At 38.0% G+C, this 17758-nt stretch carries 16 protein-coding genes; 7 read left to right on the top strand and 9 right to left on the bottom strand.

All coding sequences use genetic code 11. The features are described 5' to 3' along the window. Positions 1–228 precede the first annotated feature (228 nt). On the bottom strand, positions 229–2370 hold the full coding sequence (locus tag QNI15_RS22075; protein ID WP_313979683.1) for a peptidylprolyl isomerase: 2142 nt from the start codon (positions 2368–2370) through the stop codon (positions 229–231). Between the two features lie 321 nt (positions 2371–2691). Between QNI15_RS22075 and pheS the strand changes: the two genes are divergently transcribed. After that, the gene (gene pheS / locus QNI15_RS22070) at positions 2692–3732 is read left to right on the top strand and encodes a phenylalanine--tRNA ligase subunit alpha (protein ID WP_313979685.1); all 1041 of its coding nucleotides are present in this window, start codon (positions 2692–2694) and stop codon (positions 3730–3732) included. A gap of 158 nt (positions 3733–3890) precedes the next feature. Continuing rightward, the gene (locus QNI15_RS22065) at positions 3891–4652 is read left to right on the top strand and encodes a zinc-dependent peptidase (protein ID WP_313979687.1); all 762 of its coding nucleotides are present in this window, start codon (positions 3891–3893) and stop codon (positions 4650–4652) included. 393 nt (positions 4653–5045) lie between these two features. On the opposite strand, the gene QNI15_RS22060 is transcribed toward QNI15_RS22065, so the two are convergent. After that, complete coding sequence (locus QNI15_RS22060; RefSeq protein ID WP_314033541.1) at positions 5046–5801, bottom strand: hypothetical protein; 756 nt, start codon at positions 5799–5801, stop codon at positions 5046–5048. Here QNI15_RS22060 and QNI15_RS22055 point away from each other — a divergent pair. Continuing rightward, on the top strand, positions 5788–6651 hold the full coding sequence (locus QNI15_RS22055; protein WP_313991439.1) for a DNA/RNA non-specific endonuclease: 864 nt from the start codon (positions 5788–5790) through the stop codon (positions 6649–6651). The genes QNI15_RS22060 and QNI15_RS22055 overlap by 14 nt on opposite strands. 403 nt (positions 6652–7054) lie before the next feature. After that, positions 7055–7924 carry an alpha/beta hydrolase gene (locus QNI15_RS22050; RefSeq protein WP_313991442.1) on the top strand — a complete coding sequence of 290 codons (870 nt, stop codon included), beginning with the start codon at positions 7055–7057 and terminating at the stop codon, positions 7922–7924. On the opposite strand, the gene QNI15_RS22045 is transcribed toward QNI15_RS22050, so the two are convergent. Then, positions 7921–8250, bottom strand: coding sequence for a hypothetical protein (locus tag QNI15_RS22045; protein ID WP_313991445.1), 330 nt, complete (start codon positions 8248–8250; stop codon positions 7921–7923). The genes QNI15_RS22050 and QNI15_RS22045 overlap by 4 nt on opposite strands. A gap of 293 nt (positions 8251–8543) precedes the next feature. On the opposite strand from QNI15_RS22045, the gene QNI15_RS22040 reads away from it, so the two are divergent. Together QNI15_RS22040 and QNI15_RS22035 are read left to right on the top strand one after the other, a co-directional pair. Continuing rightward, on the top strand, positions 8544–9344 hold the full coding sequence (locus QNI15_RS22040; RefSeq protein WP_313991448.1) for a HipA family kinase: 801 nt from the start codon (positions 8544–8546) through the stop codon (positions 9342–9344). Next, positions 9322–9705 carry a DUF3037 domain-containing protein gene (locus tag QNI15_RS22035; protein ID WP_313979700.1) on the top strand — a complete coding sequence of 128 codons (384 nt, stop codon included), beginning with the start codon at positions 9322–9324 and terminating at the stop codon, positions 9703–9705. The genes QNI15_RS22040 and QNI15_RS22035 overlap by 23 nt, the downstream gene beginning before the upstream one ends. 113 nt (positions 9706–9818) lie before the next feature. On the opposite strand, the gene QNI15_RS22030 is transcribed toward QNI15_RS22035, so the two are convergent. The 5 genes from QNI15_RS22030 to QNI15_RS22010 form a co-directional block, all read right to left on the bottom strand. Further along, positions 9819–10088 carry a hypothetical protein gene (locus tag QNI15_RS22030; RefSeq protein WP_313991451.1) on the bottom strand — a complete coding sequence of 90 codons (270 nt, stop codon included), beginning with the start codon at positions 10086–10088 and terminating at the stop codon, positions 9819–9821. 14 nt (positions 10089–10102) lie between these two features. Next, on the bottom strand, positions 10103–10504 hold the full coding sequence (locus QNI15_RS22025; protein ID WP_313991454.1) for a DoxX family protein: 402 nt from the start codon (positions 10502–10504) through the stop codon (positions 10103–10105). 138 nt (positions 10505–10642) lie between these two features. Continuing rightward, complete coding sequence (locus QNI15_RS22020) at positions 10643–11068, bottom strand: VOC family protein (RefSeq protein WP_313991457.1); 426 nt, start codon at positions 11066–11068, stop codon at positions 10643–10645. A gap of 282 nt (positions 11069–11350) precedes the next feature. After that, the gene (gene rsgA / locus QNI15_RS22015) at positions 11351–12412 is read right to left on the bottom strand and encodes a ribosome small subunit-dependent GTPase A (RefSeq protein WP_313991460.1); all 1062 of its coding nucleotides are present in this window, start codon (positions 12410–12412) and stop codon (positions 11351–11353) included. Between the two features lie 325 nt (positions 12413–12737). After that, positions 12738–16175, bottom strand: coding sequence for a two-component regulator propeller domain-containing protein (locus tag QNI15_RS22010; RefSeq protein ID WP_313991462.1), 3438 nt, complete (start codon positions 16173–16175; stop codon positions 12738–12740). A gap of 695 nt (positions 16176–16870) precedes the next feature. On the opposite strand from QNI15_RS22010, the gene QNI15_RS22005 reads away from it, so the two are divergent. Continuing rightward, complete coding sequence (locus tag QNI15_RS22005; RefSeq protein ID WP_313991465.1) at positions 16871–17275, top strand: hypothetical protein; 405 nt, start codon at positions 16871–16873, stop codon at positions 17273–17275. On the opposite strand, the gene QNI15_RS22000 is transcribed toward QNI15_RS22005, so the two are convergent. After that, positions 17268–17636, bottom strand: a complete 369-nt coding sequence (locus QNI15_RS22000) for a hypothetical protein (RefSeq protein ID WP_314033539.1) — start codon at positions 17634–17636, stop codon at positions 17268–17270. The genes QNI15_RS22005 and QNI15_RS22000 overlap by 8 nt on opposite strands. Between the last annotated feature and the right edge of the window lie 122 nt (positions 17637–17758).

Genomic DNA, 17758 nt, shown 5'->3' with positions numbered 1-17758 from the left:
AATAAAAAACTGATACAAAGAAGAAGGTAACGTCTCATCGTGAATATATACTAATTTGATTAACCATTGTCTGACCTTACAGATCTGACTCACCATAAAAATACGATGATTCATTCACTAAACATTAGCTTTTTAATAAACTACATTTCTAAACTATATCTATAAAAATAAAAAAACCTTGCTTCCTGGTGAAGCAAGGTTTTAAATCATATCAGATAATACAGTCTATTAATAGAATTTATATCTCAAATCTTCGATATCTGCATCTTCTTTGATAGCTTCACCAGCCAGATAGGTGACAGAGAAGCTCTTATTTTGTTTCAGTTGAGTCTTATATTGTGTGTAATCTGCAATCTGAGGCGCTGGTGTTTGTTTCGTAACTTCCATTACAATCACGCCGTTCTCTCCTTTGATTGCCTTACTTTTCTGACCTACTTTTAAACCAAAGGCTTTACCCAAAGCAGCTGGTTCCATACCTACACTTGGTAAAGAATTAGAACCCATGGTAATATCTGTGCCTGTCAATACCTGAGCTTGTGCACCATATTTCTGTGCAATAGCATCCAGTGTACCAGATAGGTCGCCCAACTTACTTACGATCTGTTCTGCTTTTTTCTGATTGCGAACTTTATTTGTCAGTTCAGCACGGTATGCATCTACAGAAGGGGATCCTTTTTCACTTTTACCAGTCAATACAGTAATCACATATTGGCTTGGGTTATCCAGCTCAAATAATTCTGATGAAACAGTTCCTACTTTTGTATCATCTTTAAATGCCCACTGTACAATAGCTCTTGAGTTAACCAATGTATTGATGCTAGTTGCCTGTGGTTGAATACGATCCGCAGTATAAGCAGACAAAGTAGGATCTTTCTTTACAGCCTCTTCAAATGAAGCAATATCCTTAGCCTGGCTAGCAATTGCACTGGCTTTACGATATACTTCGTTTCGAGTAGCCTCACTAGGTAAAATCGATTTACGAATAACCGCAACCTTGTACTTTTTGTATGTTTTAGGCTGAGTTATTTTCACTATATGATAACCAAAATCAGTTTCCACCAAGCTTGGCAGTAAGCCTGATCCGCTGAAATTAAATGCAGCTGTTTCAAAAGGTTTTACCATTTGGCCATTCTTAGAAAACCAACCTAGATCTCCACCTTGTTGTGCACTTCCATCAGAACCATATTGTTGTGCCAGAGCTTCAAAACTAGCACCATCTTTGATCTGTTTCAGTACATCTTCAGCTTGTTTACGAACTTGTGCCTTTACAGAATCTGATGCACTTTTATCAGCCCGGAATAATATATGGCTGGCGCGTAGTGAAGGAATACTATCATCTTTTGCTCCATCATATTTAAATATATAGTATTCATTGCCATCCTGGAAAGGCCCATTGATAGAACCTGGTATCAGTGTAGAAATAGTATTCTGAATTTCCTGAGGCAATGCACCAATTACCTGATAGGAACCATTACCTGGAACTTCAATTTCTGATTCGGCAATAGCAAAAGACGAATCGTTTGGCGCAACAGCCAGCTGTTTAGCAAGATCCACCAATTGACTTTTCAGGTCAGCGCTATCTTTAGCAGAAGGCATGATAGGGAAAGTCACATATTTCAGACTGCGGGTTTCATCGCCTTTGTACTGATTTTTGTGATCGCTCAGATACGTTTTTAACTCATCATCAGAAACCTTGATAGTAGAATCAGGAATAGAGTAGTAAGGAACATATATATATTTAGCGTCAACTTTGGCAACCTGTGCTTCATACTCATGTTGTGCTTCTGCCTGTGTAACATATAGGGAAGTACGTAACAGATTGTCATACTTCTCACGCATACGCATTTGAGGCAACTGGTTCACTATAAAGTTTTCCCACAATTGTTTATCCTGAGGACGGGCAGAGTCTGACTCTATATAATCCAGGTAACGATCCAGCATAGTTCTGTCAAACTGGCCTGATGCATTTTGAAATACCTGGGTTTGTTTGATGCTGGTATGAATGTTATCTCCTGCAATCATATCATCCCGCTCTTCCGGAGACAAGCCAATTCCAAGTTTTTCGAACTGTGGCTGGTATGCATAACGGAAAATCATATCCTGCCATACCTGTTCACGAATTTGTTGCAGTTGTTGCTCTGTTGGATTTTGCCCCTGCATTGCCATAGTGGCCTTTATCTGTTCCACTTCAGCCTCAAATTCTTTAGCACTAATGCCATGACCCGCAATCTTTCCAACTTCGGCATCATTACTGAACAGATTTGATTTGGGGCCAAAAAAATCGGCACCGACAATAAAAAGGCCTAATCCTAAAGCAATCAATCCGATTGCCCAGCCTGCTTTTTCTCTGATTTTACCAATTACTGCCATTCGTTGACAATTAAAATAGGTGATTAAAAATAAATAATGAGACGTTATTTCTGATTTAGCAAAATATACTTTCCCGAAAAATAGGGTCACCTTTTGTTTTTACACAGAAAGGGACGCAAAATAAAAAGATAATCCCATAAAAAACAATGTTTTTTATAAATCATATAGGTGTTTATTGTGGATAATTTATAGGTTTTTGCATAGAAAGAATACGATTTCATACCCGGACTATTATCTTTGCGAAACAAATACTACTAATGGACACATCCGTTTGTACTATTTTTGATATCAGCCTGATTATAGTCAAATCCGAAACTTTATATGTTAGACCGCATTAAGGACATTCGACAACAGATCGAAGACGCCCAAATTGATTCTGCAGACCAACTGGAACAATTCCGGATGGCTTATATAAGCCGAAAAAGTGTAATTGCCGAATTGTTTGAAGGCATGAAAACCATTCCTGCAGAAGATCGCCGGGCAATGGGAGCAGAATTAAATACACTTAAGAATCTGGCTGAAAATAAGTTTAAGGAAAAGCAGGCATGGATTGAAGAGCAAAGCTTATCCGCTCAACAAGCAGCACCTGTTGATCTTACATTGCCTGTATATCCTAATGAACTAGGATCCGTGCATCCATTGACACTGGTACGTAATCGTATTATAGAGATCTTTGGCAGAATGGGATTTGCGGTTGCCGATGGCCCTGAAATTGAGGATGACTGGCACAACTTTGCAGCGCTGAACTTTGCTGAAAATCACCCTGCCCGTGAAATGCAAGACACGTTTTTTATTCGTAAAACAGACAATCCAGCAGATGACCTATTATTACGGACACATACATCGGGTGTGCAAGTACGTTTGATGGAGAAACAAAAACCACCTATTCGTGCTATTATGCCGGGTCGTGTGTATCGCAATGAAGCTATTTCAGCCAGAGCACATTGTTTCTTTCATCAGGTAGAAGGTCTTTATATAGATACCAATGTTAGTTTTCGCGATTTAAAAAATACTCTTTACTATTTCGTGAAGGAGATGTTTGGCAATGATGTGAAAGTGCGTTTCCGTGCTTCTTATTTCCCATTCACAGAGCCAAGTGCTGAAATGGATATATCCTGTCTTATTTGTAAAGGGGATGGTTGCCAGATGTGTAAGCATACAGGTTGGGTAGAAATTCTGGGTTCAGGTATGGTTGATCCAAATGTTCTTACCAACTGTGGCATTGATGCTGAGAAATATACCGGATTTGCTTTTGGTATGGGTATCGAACGGATTACAAACTTATTATATCAGGTACGGGATCTGCGTTTATTCAGCGAAAACGATATACGCTTCCTACGACAGTTTGGAGGAATCAGTTAAGATAGCCTAATAAATAAAGAAACTTCTGAATTCTTACAGATAAGCGTGATGCCACTTATGGTATCACGCTTACTTTTTTTTAGCTTACAGCATCTACATAAAAATATAGTCAGCTTGATGCTTACTATAGGAACATTTTTTAACAATATACCGATTCTATGATACCCATTATTTTTGGTGTGCTGGTGGCGATAATTGGAGGTTACTGGTGGACACAAGTCCGAACCAAGCCTGTTAGTAAACAAACGCTTTCTCTAAATGATACTATCCTGGAGAAAAACTTTGAGTACTACAGACAACTGGCACCTGACAAGAAACAGGTATTTAATCTGAGGGTAGCTACATTTCTACAAGAAAAAGAATTTATCTCACGTGGTAAACTGGAGATCACAGAGGAAATGAAAATATTGATAGCGGCCTGTGCTGTGCAACTGACATTTGGTCTCTCACCTGTGTATCTATCCCATTTTAACACAATTATTTTGTATCCTGACAAATATTATTCACTGCTTAATCGGGATTATCATGTAGGCGAAGTAAATGCAGGAGGGATCATCGTATTATCCTGGAAACATTTTGTGGAAGGCTATTTTTATCCAACGGATGCCCTCAATGTAGGCTTGCATGAAATGGCACATGCACTATTACTCGAAAACCGTCAATATGGTGAAGACTTCCTGGCACCAGAACATGTACAGGAGTTTTTTTTACAGGCTAAAGTGGAATATAGGAAGATACAATCAGGAGAGGAATCTGTGTTGCGAAAATATGCAGGTACAAATGTCGCTGAGTTATTTGCAGTAGCCGTTGAAACATTCTTTGAGAATCCAACAGAAATGTTGTCTGAGGCGCCCTTATTGTATAATTCTATGGCTGATCTATTAAATCAGGACCCTCTTCACAGACAAGTGGCGGCTTAACCCTCTCAACAAGGAAGAATACATTGATCAACATAATTGACACAGATATGTCTTCTCAAATCTTAGCTAGAAGTTTGCACTAACCTGAAGTTCAGTAAATCTGAGCAATCCTGAGCCATCAACCGGTAAACAGATCGAGACAATAAACAACTGTCTTACAGATTAGATTTGATAATTACCTGCATGCAGTTTGAGTTTGTGGTTAACTGGAACTTAGGTTAAAATAAAAAATAACTGGAGTTCAGGTTAATGGTCTGTGCAACCAGAACTCCAGTTGAAAATCAATTTGTGGTGAGTTATGCACAAAATAAAAATTGACTGAAGTGGCTTTTCTAAAAAACAGGTTACGGTCAACTATGCGCAACTAAGAATCTTTCCCAACAAAAGCATATATTATAGCTTATGTTCTTCTATTAACGCTGTTGAGAGATTGAATTTTTGTTTAAAGAACATAACAAACCTTTGAATAATATAGTATGCAAGGATTCCAAATGCAAAGCCTGCCAGCATACCACAAATTGAACCAATAAATACTGAGGTTCCAATATCCCACCAATATAAGAAAGTATTTAGTATACCTAAGCCAACGCCACCACATACCAATCCCCCCAATGTGGATGTAATAACAAGAAGTGTCTTAAATCCTTTCGCGAAGGATTTTTGATGTAAGCCTACAAGAATAGAAGTAGACAAAATGCCAAAAGAGACTAGGGCAAATGCGGCTACAAGTCCTACAATAGTTAGTACAATCCCAGCTCCAATACAAACCAATATGAATACAATTAATAGAATAATAGCGCCGAAAATACCTGGCGCAAAGTCATCTTCAACATAGCCAGGATCATTTGTAGCCGTGTGTAAAGAATCTGCTTGTACAGATTGTGTTATTTGGGTGGTTGTATCTGCTATTTGAGCAAGTATTGGTGTTGTTATCAATACAAAAAGTAAAATAGCAAATAGAAAGAAGATAGGTTTCATTCGTATTGATTGGGTGAGTATAACTGCCATTTTACTAAAAATTACCAGAATTGTAAAGACATATTTGGAATCATATACATATCTTCCTGAAGGATAGAGGCAGAAAAATAGAATAAACACTTTATCTTCGTTTATCAGTAACCAATCACCTATAACTATGCCATTCTTCATTCGTCGATCCACTTATGTACTAGCGTTCATAAGTCTTGTCACACTATGGTCCTGTAAACGGACACCTGTATCTCCTCAGACATCCTGTGACTACCCTGCTATTACTACCTCGTCACTCCATTTGATGATGGGAAATCCTTCTGGTGCAAAAAAAGACGAAAGTCAGGGTGACAATTACCTGATGGAAAAAACACAGTATGCTCTTTCCTATAATCGTAGTCAGTTAATATCCAACTGGGCTGCATGGCACCTTGGCAGTGAAGATATTGGCAGTGCAGACCGCCAGGATGATTTCAAACCAGACGCAAGCTTGCCTTCCGGCTGGGATGCTGCTAAACCAAATGACTATAGCGGTTCCGGATTTGATCGGGGACATCTGTGTCCAAGTGCTGACCGTACTGCTACTCAAGCGGACAACTCAGCGACCTTTTTAATGACGAATATGGTTCCTCAATCACCTGATCTGAACCGTAATACCTGGGAGTCACTTGAAAGCTATTGTAGAGATCTGGTACAACAAGGCAATGAACTATATATCTATGCTGGCACATTTGGTTCCGGTGGTACAGGATCAAATGGTACTACTACCAAAGTAAAAGATAAGATAACAGTTCCTGAAGCCTGCTGGAAAGTGCTGATTGTCCTGCCCAAAGGAGATGATGATGTCAAAAGAGTGACCAAAACTACTCAGACTATTGCCATCTGGGTTCCTAATAATCAGGATCTGGATAATAGCTGGAAAGCATATGCTGTATCAGTGGATGAAGTGGAGCAGAAAACAGGCTATGATTTCTTTAATCATTTACCAGTCTGTATTCAGGAAGTAATTGAAAAACCTGTTTTTCAATGAAATTAAAGCCTTACTGATTGGCCGAGAGCATGCGTTTTATTTACATCATATTTTGTCTTTGTGTATAATTCACGGCAAACTATTTTCAGAGTACGCAAGGCCGATCCATTGATCCATGAACAAATTGTATATAACTCCAATCACTTTTTATTTTGATCAGAATTCCGATCATTTTTTAGTTTGCGCATAGTTCACCGCAAAAATAAAATCTGATCGGAATTCTGATCAAATTTTTTCTTGCCGTGAATAAAACGCAAATATAAAACTTATCGTAAATCCAATAATTGATGAGCAGATAAGTCATTAGCTAAAATTTGGGATGAATCATTCTGAAAATAATTTTCTGGTTAAGAAATAAAATATTTCTTTGTTACTCTATACCCATTTACTACAAAGAGATCTCATGCAAAAGTTTCTTACATTATATCTGATACTTACTTCATTTATTACGTATGCTCAACAAGGAACTATCAACGAGAGCCTTAAGTTAAAAAGTACTGTACTTGGAAGGGAAGTTGAGTATTCTATCTACCTCCCGGCGGATTATGATAAAAGCAATCGCCGTTACCCTGTCTTGTATCTTTTGCATGGACTAGGAGATAATGAAACTGGCTGGACACAGGCTGGCGAAGTACAGTCTATTGCAGATAAAACTATAAATAATGGGGATGCTCCTGCTATGATTATTGTAATGCCTGATGCAGGTAAAACATGGTATATGAATAGTGCAGATGGTAAAAATAACTATGAAGATTTTTTTATTCGTGAGTTGATACCTCATATTGAAACATCGTATCGCATACGGGCCACCAAAGGGTTCAGAGGTATTGCCGGATTATCAATGGGTGGTTTTGGCACGTTGTTACTGGCCACTAAACATCCTGATCTGTTCGCTGCCGCGGCTCCTTTGAGTGGTGCTGTTTTTACTGATACAGATGCAGTAACTATGGCCGAGTCAGAATGGGCAAGACGATTCACTGTAAATTTTCCGCAAACACTAAAAGGTAAAGATCGTCTGACAGATCATTGGTATAAAAACTCTATTCCGAAAATCATTGAGACTACACCTGTCGAGCAACTTAAGTCAATTCGTTACTATATTGATTGTGGTGATGATGACCATTTGATAAAACAGAACATGGCACTACATGCCCTGCTCATTGACAAAGGCATTCCTCATGAGTTTCGGGTCAGAGATGGTGCCCATACATGGATCTACTGGCGTACAGCTCTGCCCGAAGTGTTGAAGTTTGTTGGAGCGAGTTTCCGTTAATGAATAACTCCACTGGGAAGGCTATGAATAAGAAAGACACTGATATTGGCATGGTCAGTCTGGATATACATATGCCCGGTTTGCAGGAATTTCTGGTATAGCTCAGGGTGTTTTTCAGGTACATGCAGATAGCGTAAGATTCTACCTGCATCTGCATTGACTATTTGTTGCTTTTCAAAAGCATATTCTGGATTGAATACATAGATGTGATCGCCATCCGATGTCTTTTCTATACCACAATAGATTTTGTTATTTGAATAAAAGTCTGATTCAATAACAGCAATGTCTATTAAATCAAAAACGAGGTCATAGGTAATAGCTTCCATGGATTACGCTTTAAGAGGTAAAGATTTATGTGTCTGTTGACAGATAGTAAATTACAAAATAGAAAAGCAAAGTAGATTATTTCCTATCAATAATTTTTGGCTCCTGGTCTATCGTGAAAAATATGATTAGCAATAAACTAGTGCCTACTCCAGTAAATCCATGTTTCTAGAAAAGTTAATTCCTGATTCCTGACTTCTCAAAAATTTGGTCTAACTTTCGCACTCATATCTTGTCAGGTAGATGAGTATGTTGATAAAGAGATTTATTGTGTGTGACTCAGAACTTTATTCCTTTGAACAATTCTTCATCTCATCTCAGAACAGTCCATGTGACTCGTTATGTTACGCCATTACGGGAAGGAGGCTCATTACCTGCCTTGGTAGAAGCAGACGATGACTTTCTGTATGTACTTAAATTTCGGGGAGCCGGACAGGGTGTAAAGGCACTTATTGCAGAATTGATTGGAGGTGAACTAGCAAGAGCTTTAGGCATGCGTGTACCAGAAATTGTGTATGCTACTATAGACCCTGCTTTAAGTAGAACAGAACCAGACGAGGAAATTCAGGATCTGCTTCGGGCTAGTGACACCGGATTAAATCTGGCAGTACATTATCTTTCTGGAGCCATTACATTTGATCCTGTAGTCAATACAGTAGAACCGTATCTGGCTTCCAAAATTGTGTGGCTGGACTGTCTGATTACCAATGTAGACCGAACTGCCCGTAATACCAATATGTTGATTTGGCATAAAGAACTGTGGCTGATAGATCATGGTGCATCTCTATATTTTCATCATTCCGGCCAGAATTGGGAAGAGCATAGCCGAAAACCTTTTGCACAGGTAAAAGATCATGTATTATTACCACAAGCCTCCGAACTGGAAAAAATAGACACAGAAGTTAAGTCAATATTGACTTCGGAACGCATACGTTCTATTGTTGGGTTAGTTCCGGATATATGGCTTACCGGAGGATCAGCTTTTATCTCTGCTGATGAAGAACGTGATATGTATATCCAGTTTTTAGAAACAAGACTTGCCTCATCAGAAATTTTTGTCAAGGAAGCACAACATGCAAGAGAAGCACTTATTTGAGTACGCCGTAATTCGCGTCGTACCTCGTGTGGAACGCGAAGAATTTCTTAATGTAGGCGTTATTGTTTATTGTTCAGCAGAAGGATTTCTGCAAACTATGTTTGAAATAAATCCAGAGAGATTAAAAGCTTTTGTCTGTCAGGTTGAAATACAAGAACTGGAAGAGAGACTTACTGCCTTTGCTCAGATATGTAAAGGAGGCAAGCAAGGAGGTCCCATTGGCCTGCTTCCAATAGCTTCCCGCTTTCGATGGCTTACAGCAACCCGAAGTACAGTAGTACAAACATCACCTGTACATCCTGGATTTTGTGTGAATGCCCAGGAAACACTTCTTCGATTATTTGCTCAACTGGTACAGTAGATCTCTGTTATATTATTTTATTGTTTGAAATTAAGAAAAAATAGAGCCTAAAGCGACCCACTATTCCGAATTTAGGCTCTTTACTGTATAGGTTCAATCAAAAAATATATAGGTTAACTAACCTGATTGAGTAAGAGATTTATTCCACTTAGAACAGATTCACTTTCATCTGATAGTACCTCTGCTCTACATCTGAATCGTTCCAGGAATGAAATCAAAAAATCGGATTCTATAGGACCCGATACATTCTTTATGCGCAAAATCCGATCACAGTCGGTCAGGTCGAAATTGGCTTTATAATTAGGGAAATGATGATGGATTTGGTATATCAGCCAATCTGCATGCTCTGTGGTTGTAACATTGGTTTTAAATACTTCGACCATAAAGTAGTGTTTGGTTAAAGTTGAGGTGCATACGTTGCTGTTTCACCTTTTGCCATTTCCTGGAGCTTATGATAAAAAATATAGGAACCAGCAACAAGTAAGATTGGTATAAATATAAATATCCAGGTAGATGCTGGGTCCCCATTACTAATATGAGAATATAAGGCTCCCAGTAGATCAAATGTCAATCCGGCATACGCCCATTCTTTAATCCTGGGATAACCGGGAATCAGTATTGCTATAATACCTAGTAGTTTGGCAACTCCCAGAAAAGGGACAATGTGGGCCGGATACCCTAATTTTGTAACATAGGTTACTGCCTCGGGTGCAGAAATGGCATCAAAGATGGAACCTAGGCCTAACATCGCTACCATGATACCAGTAATAACCCAGTAAATAATCTTTAGCTTTTTCATACGCTACATCTGTTAAGGTTTGGTGATTGGAATTTATGCACGAAAGAAGCTTTCGCACAAAAACAGGTTGTACGAAAGCAAAGGAAATCGATTTAAGAGCTTAGCACAGTTGTAGTAGCAATCTGGTTGATAGTAATCTTATTTGTGGTCATAATTTACCATCCATTGAATACCAAACTTATCATTAAACATACCAAAATAACCACCCCAGAAAGTTTTTTGTAGTGGCATAGTGATGGTCCCACCTTCTGATAATCCGTTGAAAAGCTTGTCAGCTTCTGCTTCACTATCTGTACCAATCGCAACAGAAAAATTATTGCCTTCCGTAAGTGTTTGTCCATATGCTTCTAATACATCTGTCCCCATTAGAATAGCATTTTGTCCAATAGGTAAAGAGACATGCATAATTTTTTCTTTGTCATCTTCCTTAAGGTTCGTTCCCATTTCCGGAACCTCCTTGTAGCGTTGTAATAGTTCAAACTCACCACCAAATACAGACTTGTAGAAAAGGAAGGCTTCTTCCGTGTTGCCGTTGAAATTCAGATAAGGATTGATTGTGGCCATGTTGTTAGTTGTTTAAATGGTTTAGTATAGGAATAATAAATTTAGATCTCAGCATTGTCTTATGTTTGTTAACGAACAATACCGATTCCTAAAATCGAGACAAATATACACATAATGTTCTCACTACAAACACTTTTGTTTTCTTTACAAACATACTACTGATAAATGATTTTGTTCAGGTGTAAATACGACAAACTGAAGGGGCAATCATGACAAATCTCCTCTACAGATAATGCGATTACTATTGTCAATAGACAATAGCAATCGCATTAAAAATCACTCTTAGTATTTGCCCTTCTTACGATGCATACTGGCTTCTCGGGATAACCTTCCTGCCAGTTTATTTCGTTTCCTTCTCTCATCAGCACTAAGATTAAATCGCCGACTTTCTTTTGTCAGTTTCAGATAACTTTGATATACCAGTAAAGGAAGCTCACCAGTATGAATAGCTTCTCTAACTGCACATCCAGGCTCATCCTGATGAGTACAGTCATGAAAGTGACAATGAAGAGCCAGTTCTTCCAGTTGAGGATGCTGCAATCCAACTGCATTCTCTTGATCCGCAGTAACTCCAAATTCCCGCATACCAGGAGTATCAAGCATGAGAGTGCCATTGGGAAGTAAAATTAAATTTCGGGTAGTAGTTGTATGCTTTCCTTTGTTATTCGACGTACTAACACTTCCTGCTAATTGAATTTCTGTACCCATTAGCGTATTTAAAAGCGAACTTTTGCCCACTCCTGAAGAACCCAATAAAACATAGGTTTTCCCTGCATGCAGATATAGATTTTGTAATTCTTCCAGCCCTTGCCCTGTTTGAATACTTGTTAGAATAACCGGACATGTATATCCCAATTGGATTACTTGCTCAAGGTAGTGTTCCGGATTACTAACCAGATCACATTTGGTAAGAATTACAAGAGGTGAAATGTCTAAGGAACATATTTGATACAGATACCTTTGTAAACGCATTAAGTTAAAGTCACGGTCCAGTCCCTGAACTATCCAAGCCTGATCAATATTGGTAGCAAGAACCTGTTTTTCTATAGGTTTGCCAGGTGCTTTTCGTGAAAGTTCATTTTGTCGTGGAAGTACATCAACAATATAACCCATATCGCCTGTAGCTATAAATACAACCCAATCTCCGACTTTGGGTAAATCCCAGGCTTCTTTGCTATTTAAAAGTGAGCCGGCAGCTTCTCCTTCGATGTATCCTGTCTCGGTTATAATCAGATATCTCTGACCAAATACTGTACATATCCTGCCAACAGACTCAGATGAAAAATGTGCTGAATAGTTATTTTCAAAAAACGGATTCCATCCGTATTGAGTTAGAAATGACATTGTAAAAAATGAAATAAGGAATCCATACAAGAAGTCTGCAGGAATGCGATTACTTGTACCTGATTCAGGTGAATGAAAGAATAAAAATAATAGAAGGCAATAGTTACACTGGCTCTCAAATGAAAGCTTCAAGGATAGAGGATTATCCCAGTGTTAGGCTACCGATATTCCGGCAGCAAAGAGGCGATATGTATTGGAGATCAGTAACATATAGGTACAAAGATAAACAATCTGCGAAAATTGCAAAACAAATTGAAAGATTCGTGAACAAATGAAATAATCTTCATAACTGGGTTTTCAATTCGTACTTATTGAATATATATCATTAGGCTTGCTCACTGACTGAAGTTGTTTCTTTTGGCATGCCTGCCTTTTTTGGTAACTGAATAGTGAAGGTAGTACCTTTATTTACTTCGCTTTCTACCTGAATACTTCCTCGCATAGATTCTACTTGAGTTTTAATCATGTATAAACCAATACCTTTTCCGGGTATATGGGTATGGAATCGTTTAAAAGGGCTAAATATCTGGTTCTTCTTGGTTGTAAGGTCTATACCGGAGCCATTATCCTGAAATATAAGAGTAATAGTAGTATCATCTTCGTAACTGGATACATGTATTTCCAGAGGAACATCTTCTTGTCTGTATTTGATAGCGTTACCAATCAAGTTCAGAAATATATTATGGATATAGGCAGGGACAAGGTAAGCTCTTGACATAGTCAGATTCTCATGAATCCGCACACCTGATTTCTGGATTTCTTCTGCCAGTAGTATTTTAGTATCATGTAGAATAGACTTTAATTCTACCCATTCGTAAAGTGATTCTGCGTCTTTCTGATGATCCAATAATATACTCAGATCCTGAATCATTTCATCCAGTTTATGAATAACCTCACCTGTCTTCTCCATAATCACTGTATTAAATGGATCAGCAGGATCTTCTGTATTAAATACCGAACATAGCCCTAATAAGGTGGCAACCGGAGATCGGAAGTTATGACTGGTAATAAAAGCAAACTGTTCCAGCCTTCGGTTTTTGTTAATCAACTCTTCTGTCCTTTCTTCAACCAGTTGTTCCAGTAGCAAGTGAGATTTTTCCAGCAAAGCGTTCTTTTCTTCAATGGTGTTCTTCTGCTGACTCAGAATATCTCTTTGCTCAGCTAGTTCTTCTTTTTGTTGCTCTATCTTATGAGTACGTTCCAATACTCTGTTTTCCAATATTCGGTTCTGCTTTCGGATAGTATTTGTTTTGACTGTATACCAGATGGATACAAGTAAAATAATACAGCCTATCAGGCTTATACGAAACCAGAAGGTTTTCCACCAAGGTGGGATGATAATGAGCTGAACAGACGTCCCTTTTTCATTCCAGATGCCGTCATTATTAGATGCTTTTACACGAAAAGTATAGGTACCCGGATCAAGATTTGTATAGGTGACATGCCGGTTGTTTCCTACATAGTTCCAGACCTTGTCAAAACCTTCCAGCATATAGGCATATTTGTTCTTTTGCGGAATGGTAAAGTTGAGTGCTACAAATTCGAATGAAATAACAGAAGCATCATGAGGCAGTATAACAGAAGTACTTTCGCCAATTATTTTTTGTAAAGGCGAATCTACTCCACCTACCTGCACAGATTTATTAAATATCTGGAAGTCGGTAAGATATACAGGTGGAATAACCGGATTCTCCTGAATACTATCTGGATAAAAGACAGTGAAACCATTGGTTCCCCCAAAATATAATTCGCCCGTTGCACTATGCAGAGATGCACGATTAAATTCATTGCTTTGTAAACCATCTTCCTGTGTATACACACGAAGCACTTTAGTGACAGGATTAAATTTACAAAGCCCTTTTTTTGTAGATATCCATAGATTACCACGAGTATCCTCCTGGATATCCATAACTGCATTACTAGGTAAGCCATTCTGAATGGAATACCTGCTGAAACTGTTGGTATGAGGATCAAATTTATTTAACCCCCCGCTACTTCCTATCCAGATAATCCCCTTCCTATCTTCAAAAAGAGAGTAAACGTCGTTACTTGTCAGGCTTTCTTTGTCCTTATCATCATGATAATATCTGATGAATTTATTTGTTTCGGGGGTAAAGCGAGTAAGTCCATCACCCAATGTTCCTATCCAGATAGTACCCTGCTGATCCGGTAATACAACCTGGATATAATCAGAACTCAAACTATTGGAATCTGTTGCATTATGCCGATAAGAGGTAAAACTATTTTTTTTAGGATCATATTGGGTAAGTCCACCTCCATATTCACCAAACCATATCATACCTTTTCTATCTTTTTTGATAGAATAGGGATAATTGGAATGAAAAGGTGCATTGGCAGGTTGATTAGGGGTATATTGATATCGGGTAAATTTTTTCCTGTCAGCGCTAATTTTGGTTACTCCTCCCTCCCATGCACCCGTCCATACATTATTAAAGTCATCCACCAGCACTGAGGTCATAAAGTTACCCAGAATGCTATTTGAATTTTTAGGATTTTGTACATAATGGGTAAATGTTCTTTTTTTAGGGTCAAAACAGTTAATTCCTCCCCCATCTGTTGCCACCCATACCAACCCTTCTGCATCCTGTGAAAAGTCATTTACCATATTATGGCTCAATCCGGAAAGAGATGAAGGGAGGTAATGATAAGAGTTAAACTTTTTCTGGTAGCTGTCAACCCAGTTGATACCTCCGCCAAATGTACCAACCCACATATTCTGGTGAGAGTCTCTATAGATAGAGTAAACAGATGGACTACTCAAGCTGGTAGGGTCCTGTTGATCTGGCAAATAATGATTAAACTTCTTCCCATCAAATACATCCATACCACCATTTTCTGTACCAATCCAAAGATGGCCCAGAGCATCTTCATTTAGTGAAAGTATTACATTGTGTCCAATGGAGCGAGGATTAAGAAGATCATGCTGGTAATGAATGAATCCGTTTTTCTTTTCGTTCAGGCAGTCCAATCCCCCATTTGTACCTATCCATAGTTTACCTGTATGATCTTCAAAAACACGTCTTACATAATTGTGAATAAGACTTGTTTTTTGCTCAGCCTTATGTTGATAGTGAATAAACTGATTTCGGGATTGATCAAACAGGTCTAGTCCTCCGTTATCAGTGCCTATCCAGATATTGCCTCGCGAGTCTTCAAACAGACAAGTTATCTCATTATCTGCTAAGCTGTTCGGAACGTTGGGCTGATGAATGTAACTGGTAAATGTATTGGTGACAGGGTTGAATTTATTTAACCCACCTCCGTTAGTACCTATCCATAGTATCCCCTTTTTATCAACCAGGATACTGCTTGCATTGTTATTGCTTAGACTGTTCTTGTTACTTTTATCAGAGAGGTACTGAACGAAATGCCCCTGACTTGTCACAAATTTACTAATTCCAGCACCAGCTGTGGCAACCCAAAAGTTATGTTCACTGTCTTCCACAATACTCATTACCCGATTGCCACTGATACTATGAATATCGTTTGCATCATTCTGATAAACGGTAAACTTATAGCCATCATATTTGTCTAATCCATCATCTGTAGCAAACCACATATAGCCTTTACTATCTTGTAAAATGCAATTAATGGTACTTTGTGAAAGTCCATCCGCTACAGACAGATGTCGGAAATGTAATAACCTGTGATGACCATAACTTACGATGAAAAAAAATATAAACACACTGGCTACTATCCATTTTCTTGCCTGTAACCAATTACTTTTTTGAGTGTGTTTCATATGTTTTAGCCCAATCAGAAACAAATAAGGATTTTGCTGTGTGATTGTATATCCAACAGATCTATACCTGATTAATAGTTCTTTTTTATTTATAAATAACTTTAAGAAGGCTGTTTTTGGCTGGAGATTGATTGCTCGCAGAAATTTAGTGGTTTGTACTTATTATATACTTATCTGATTAAGTCTGTAACCTTTTCCCTGCTAAGAATTTTGTATTTTCTGTCGGCAAGAAAGTTAATAGAAAAGTGGGATAGAATGAATAGCCTAAAATAGCATTCTAAAAATTACAGGCAATTTTACTTAATGTGTTTACTGTTCCTGTATACTTATATACTTAAAAAACCACAGGCAATACATACCATTGCCTGTGGCTTCAATTATCCTATATGATGTTCTGTATTACGAATTACGAGACCCACAAAAAGAATAAAGCATCCAATTAATATGAGAGTTGCCATAGCGATATTCTTTAAATAATACATTCAATATAATAGATATATCCAAAATCTGTGCCAGTAGTATCTTTGCTACTTTTTGTTTTTACTAAGAACGATTGGGTAAGAAAAATATTGGTGTGATGTTTAGGCATTTTATGTACTTTAGTAGATCGTTCTTAACATTTTGCTTATGAACGCTTTAATAAAATAAGCACTAGGTTTACGATTTGACCATTATACTTCACCTATATATAATCGATGAATATACATATTGATGATATTCCGCTTAGTATAGAAGACATTCCTGACTTGTCTATTATCCAATATCATGTCGTACGAAATAGCTATGAGAATGGTGTGTATGGTGATTGTTCGCAGGAGTGTGAAGATTCTGTATCCTTTCAGATATACCTTTATCCGGATGTAATTTTGCGTCATCCAGTAGTGTATATTTCTGTAAAGGGTACTAAAAATAAGGACAAGGAAATTTATTTAGGTGATCTGTATCTCCCTTTCAGAGTATTTGAACAACAGTTCGAAGGTAGAAGTCGAATGCCGGAGTTTGAAGTAATATACCCGGATCAGTTTAGGCAAGAATTGACATGGCTATTGCTTAAACACAAGGAAGTTATTCAGAAAATGGATAACTGGCTTATTACTTAAGTATCAACAGGAGTATCATTAAAAACACAACCAACCCCGAGACAACTATAAGGACATTGATACGTTTATTTAGTTGTTCAAATTGTCCCTGAATCTTCTCAATAGCCCATACGGCATCATCTGTATTGCTAGACTCTATAGCTGCCAGAATGGCTGGATATAGAGTTCGTAGTTTTTCGAACTCCTGATTCGAAAGCTCCACATTTGACATAGGCAATCTAGCCATAAGTTCTATCAAGGTTTTGGAAGATGCCTTTGTTATAGCCAATGTCCATTGTGTAAACAAAGGGGAGTCTCCGGGTGCAGTAAGAAGTTGCAACGAAAGTTGAATGAGTTCTTCAACAGTGAGCGGTTTGACCATGTTGTTTGTAATCAAACTGTTTGTTCTAAGATGTATAAAGCTATAATACAATAAATTTAATCAGATATCAAAGATAAAATCTATGGACAAAAAAATCCCTCAATACCTTTATGAGCATTGAG

The sequence above is a fragment of the Xanthocytophaga flava genome (genome assembly GCF_030068545.1).
GTDB classification, from domain to species: domain Bacteria; phylum Bacteroidota; class Bacteroidia; order Cytophagales; family 172606-1; genus Xanthocytophaga; species Xanthocytophaga flava.
Note: the sequence above shows the minus strand (reverse complement) of the source record. Positions and strands in the feature narration are given on the sequence as shown.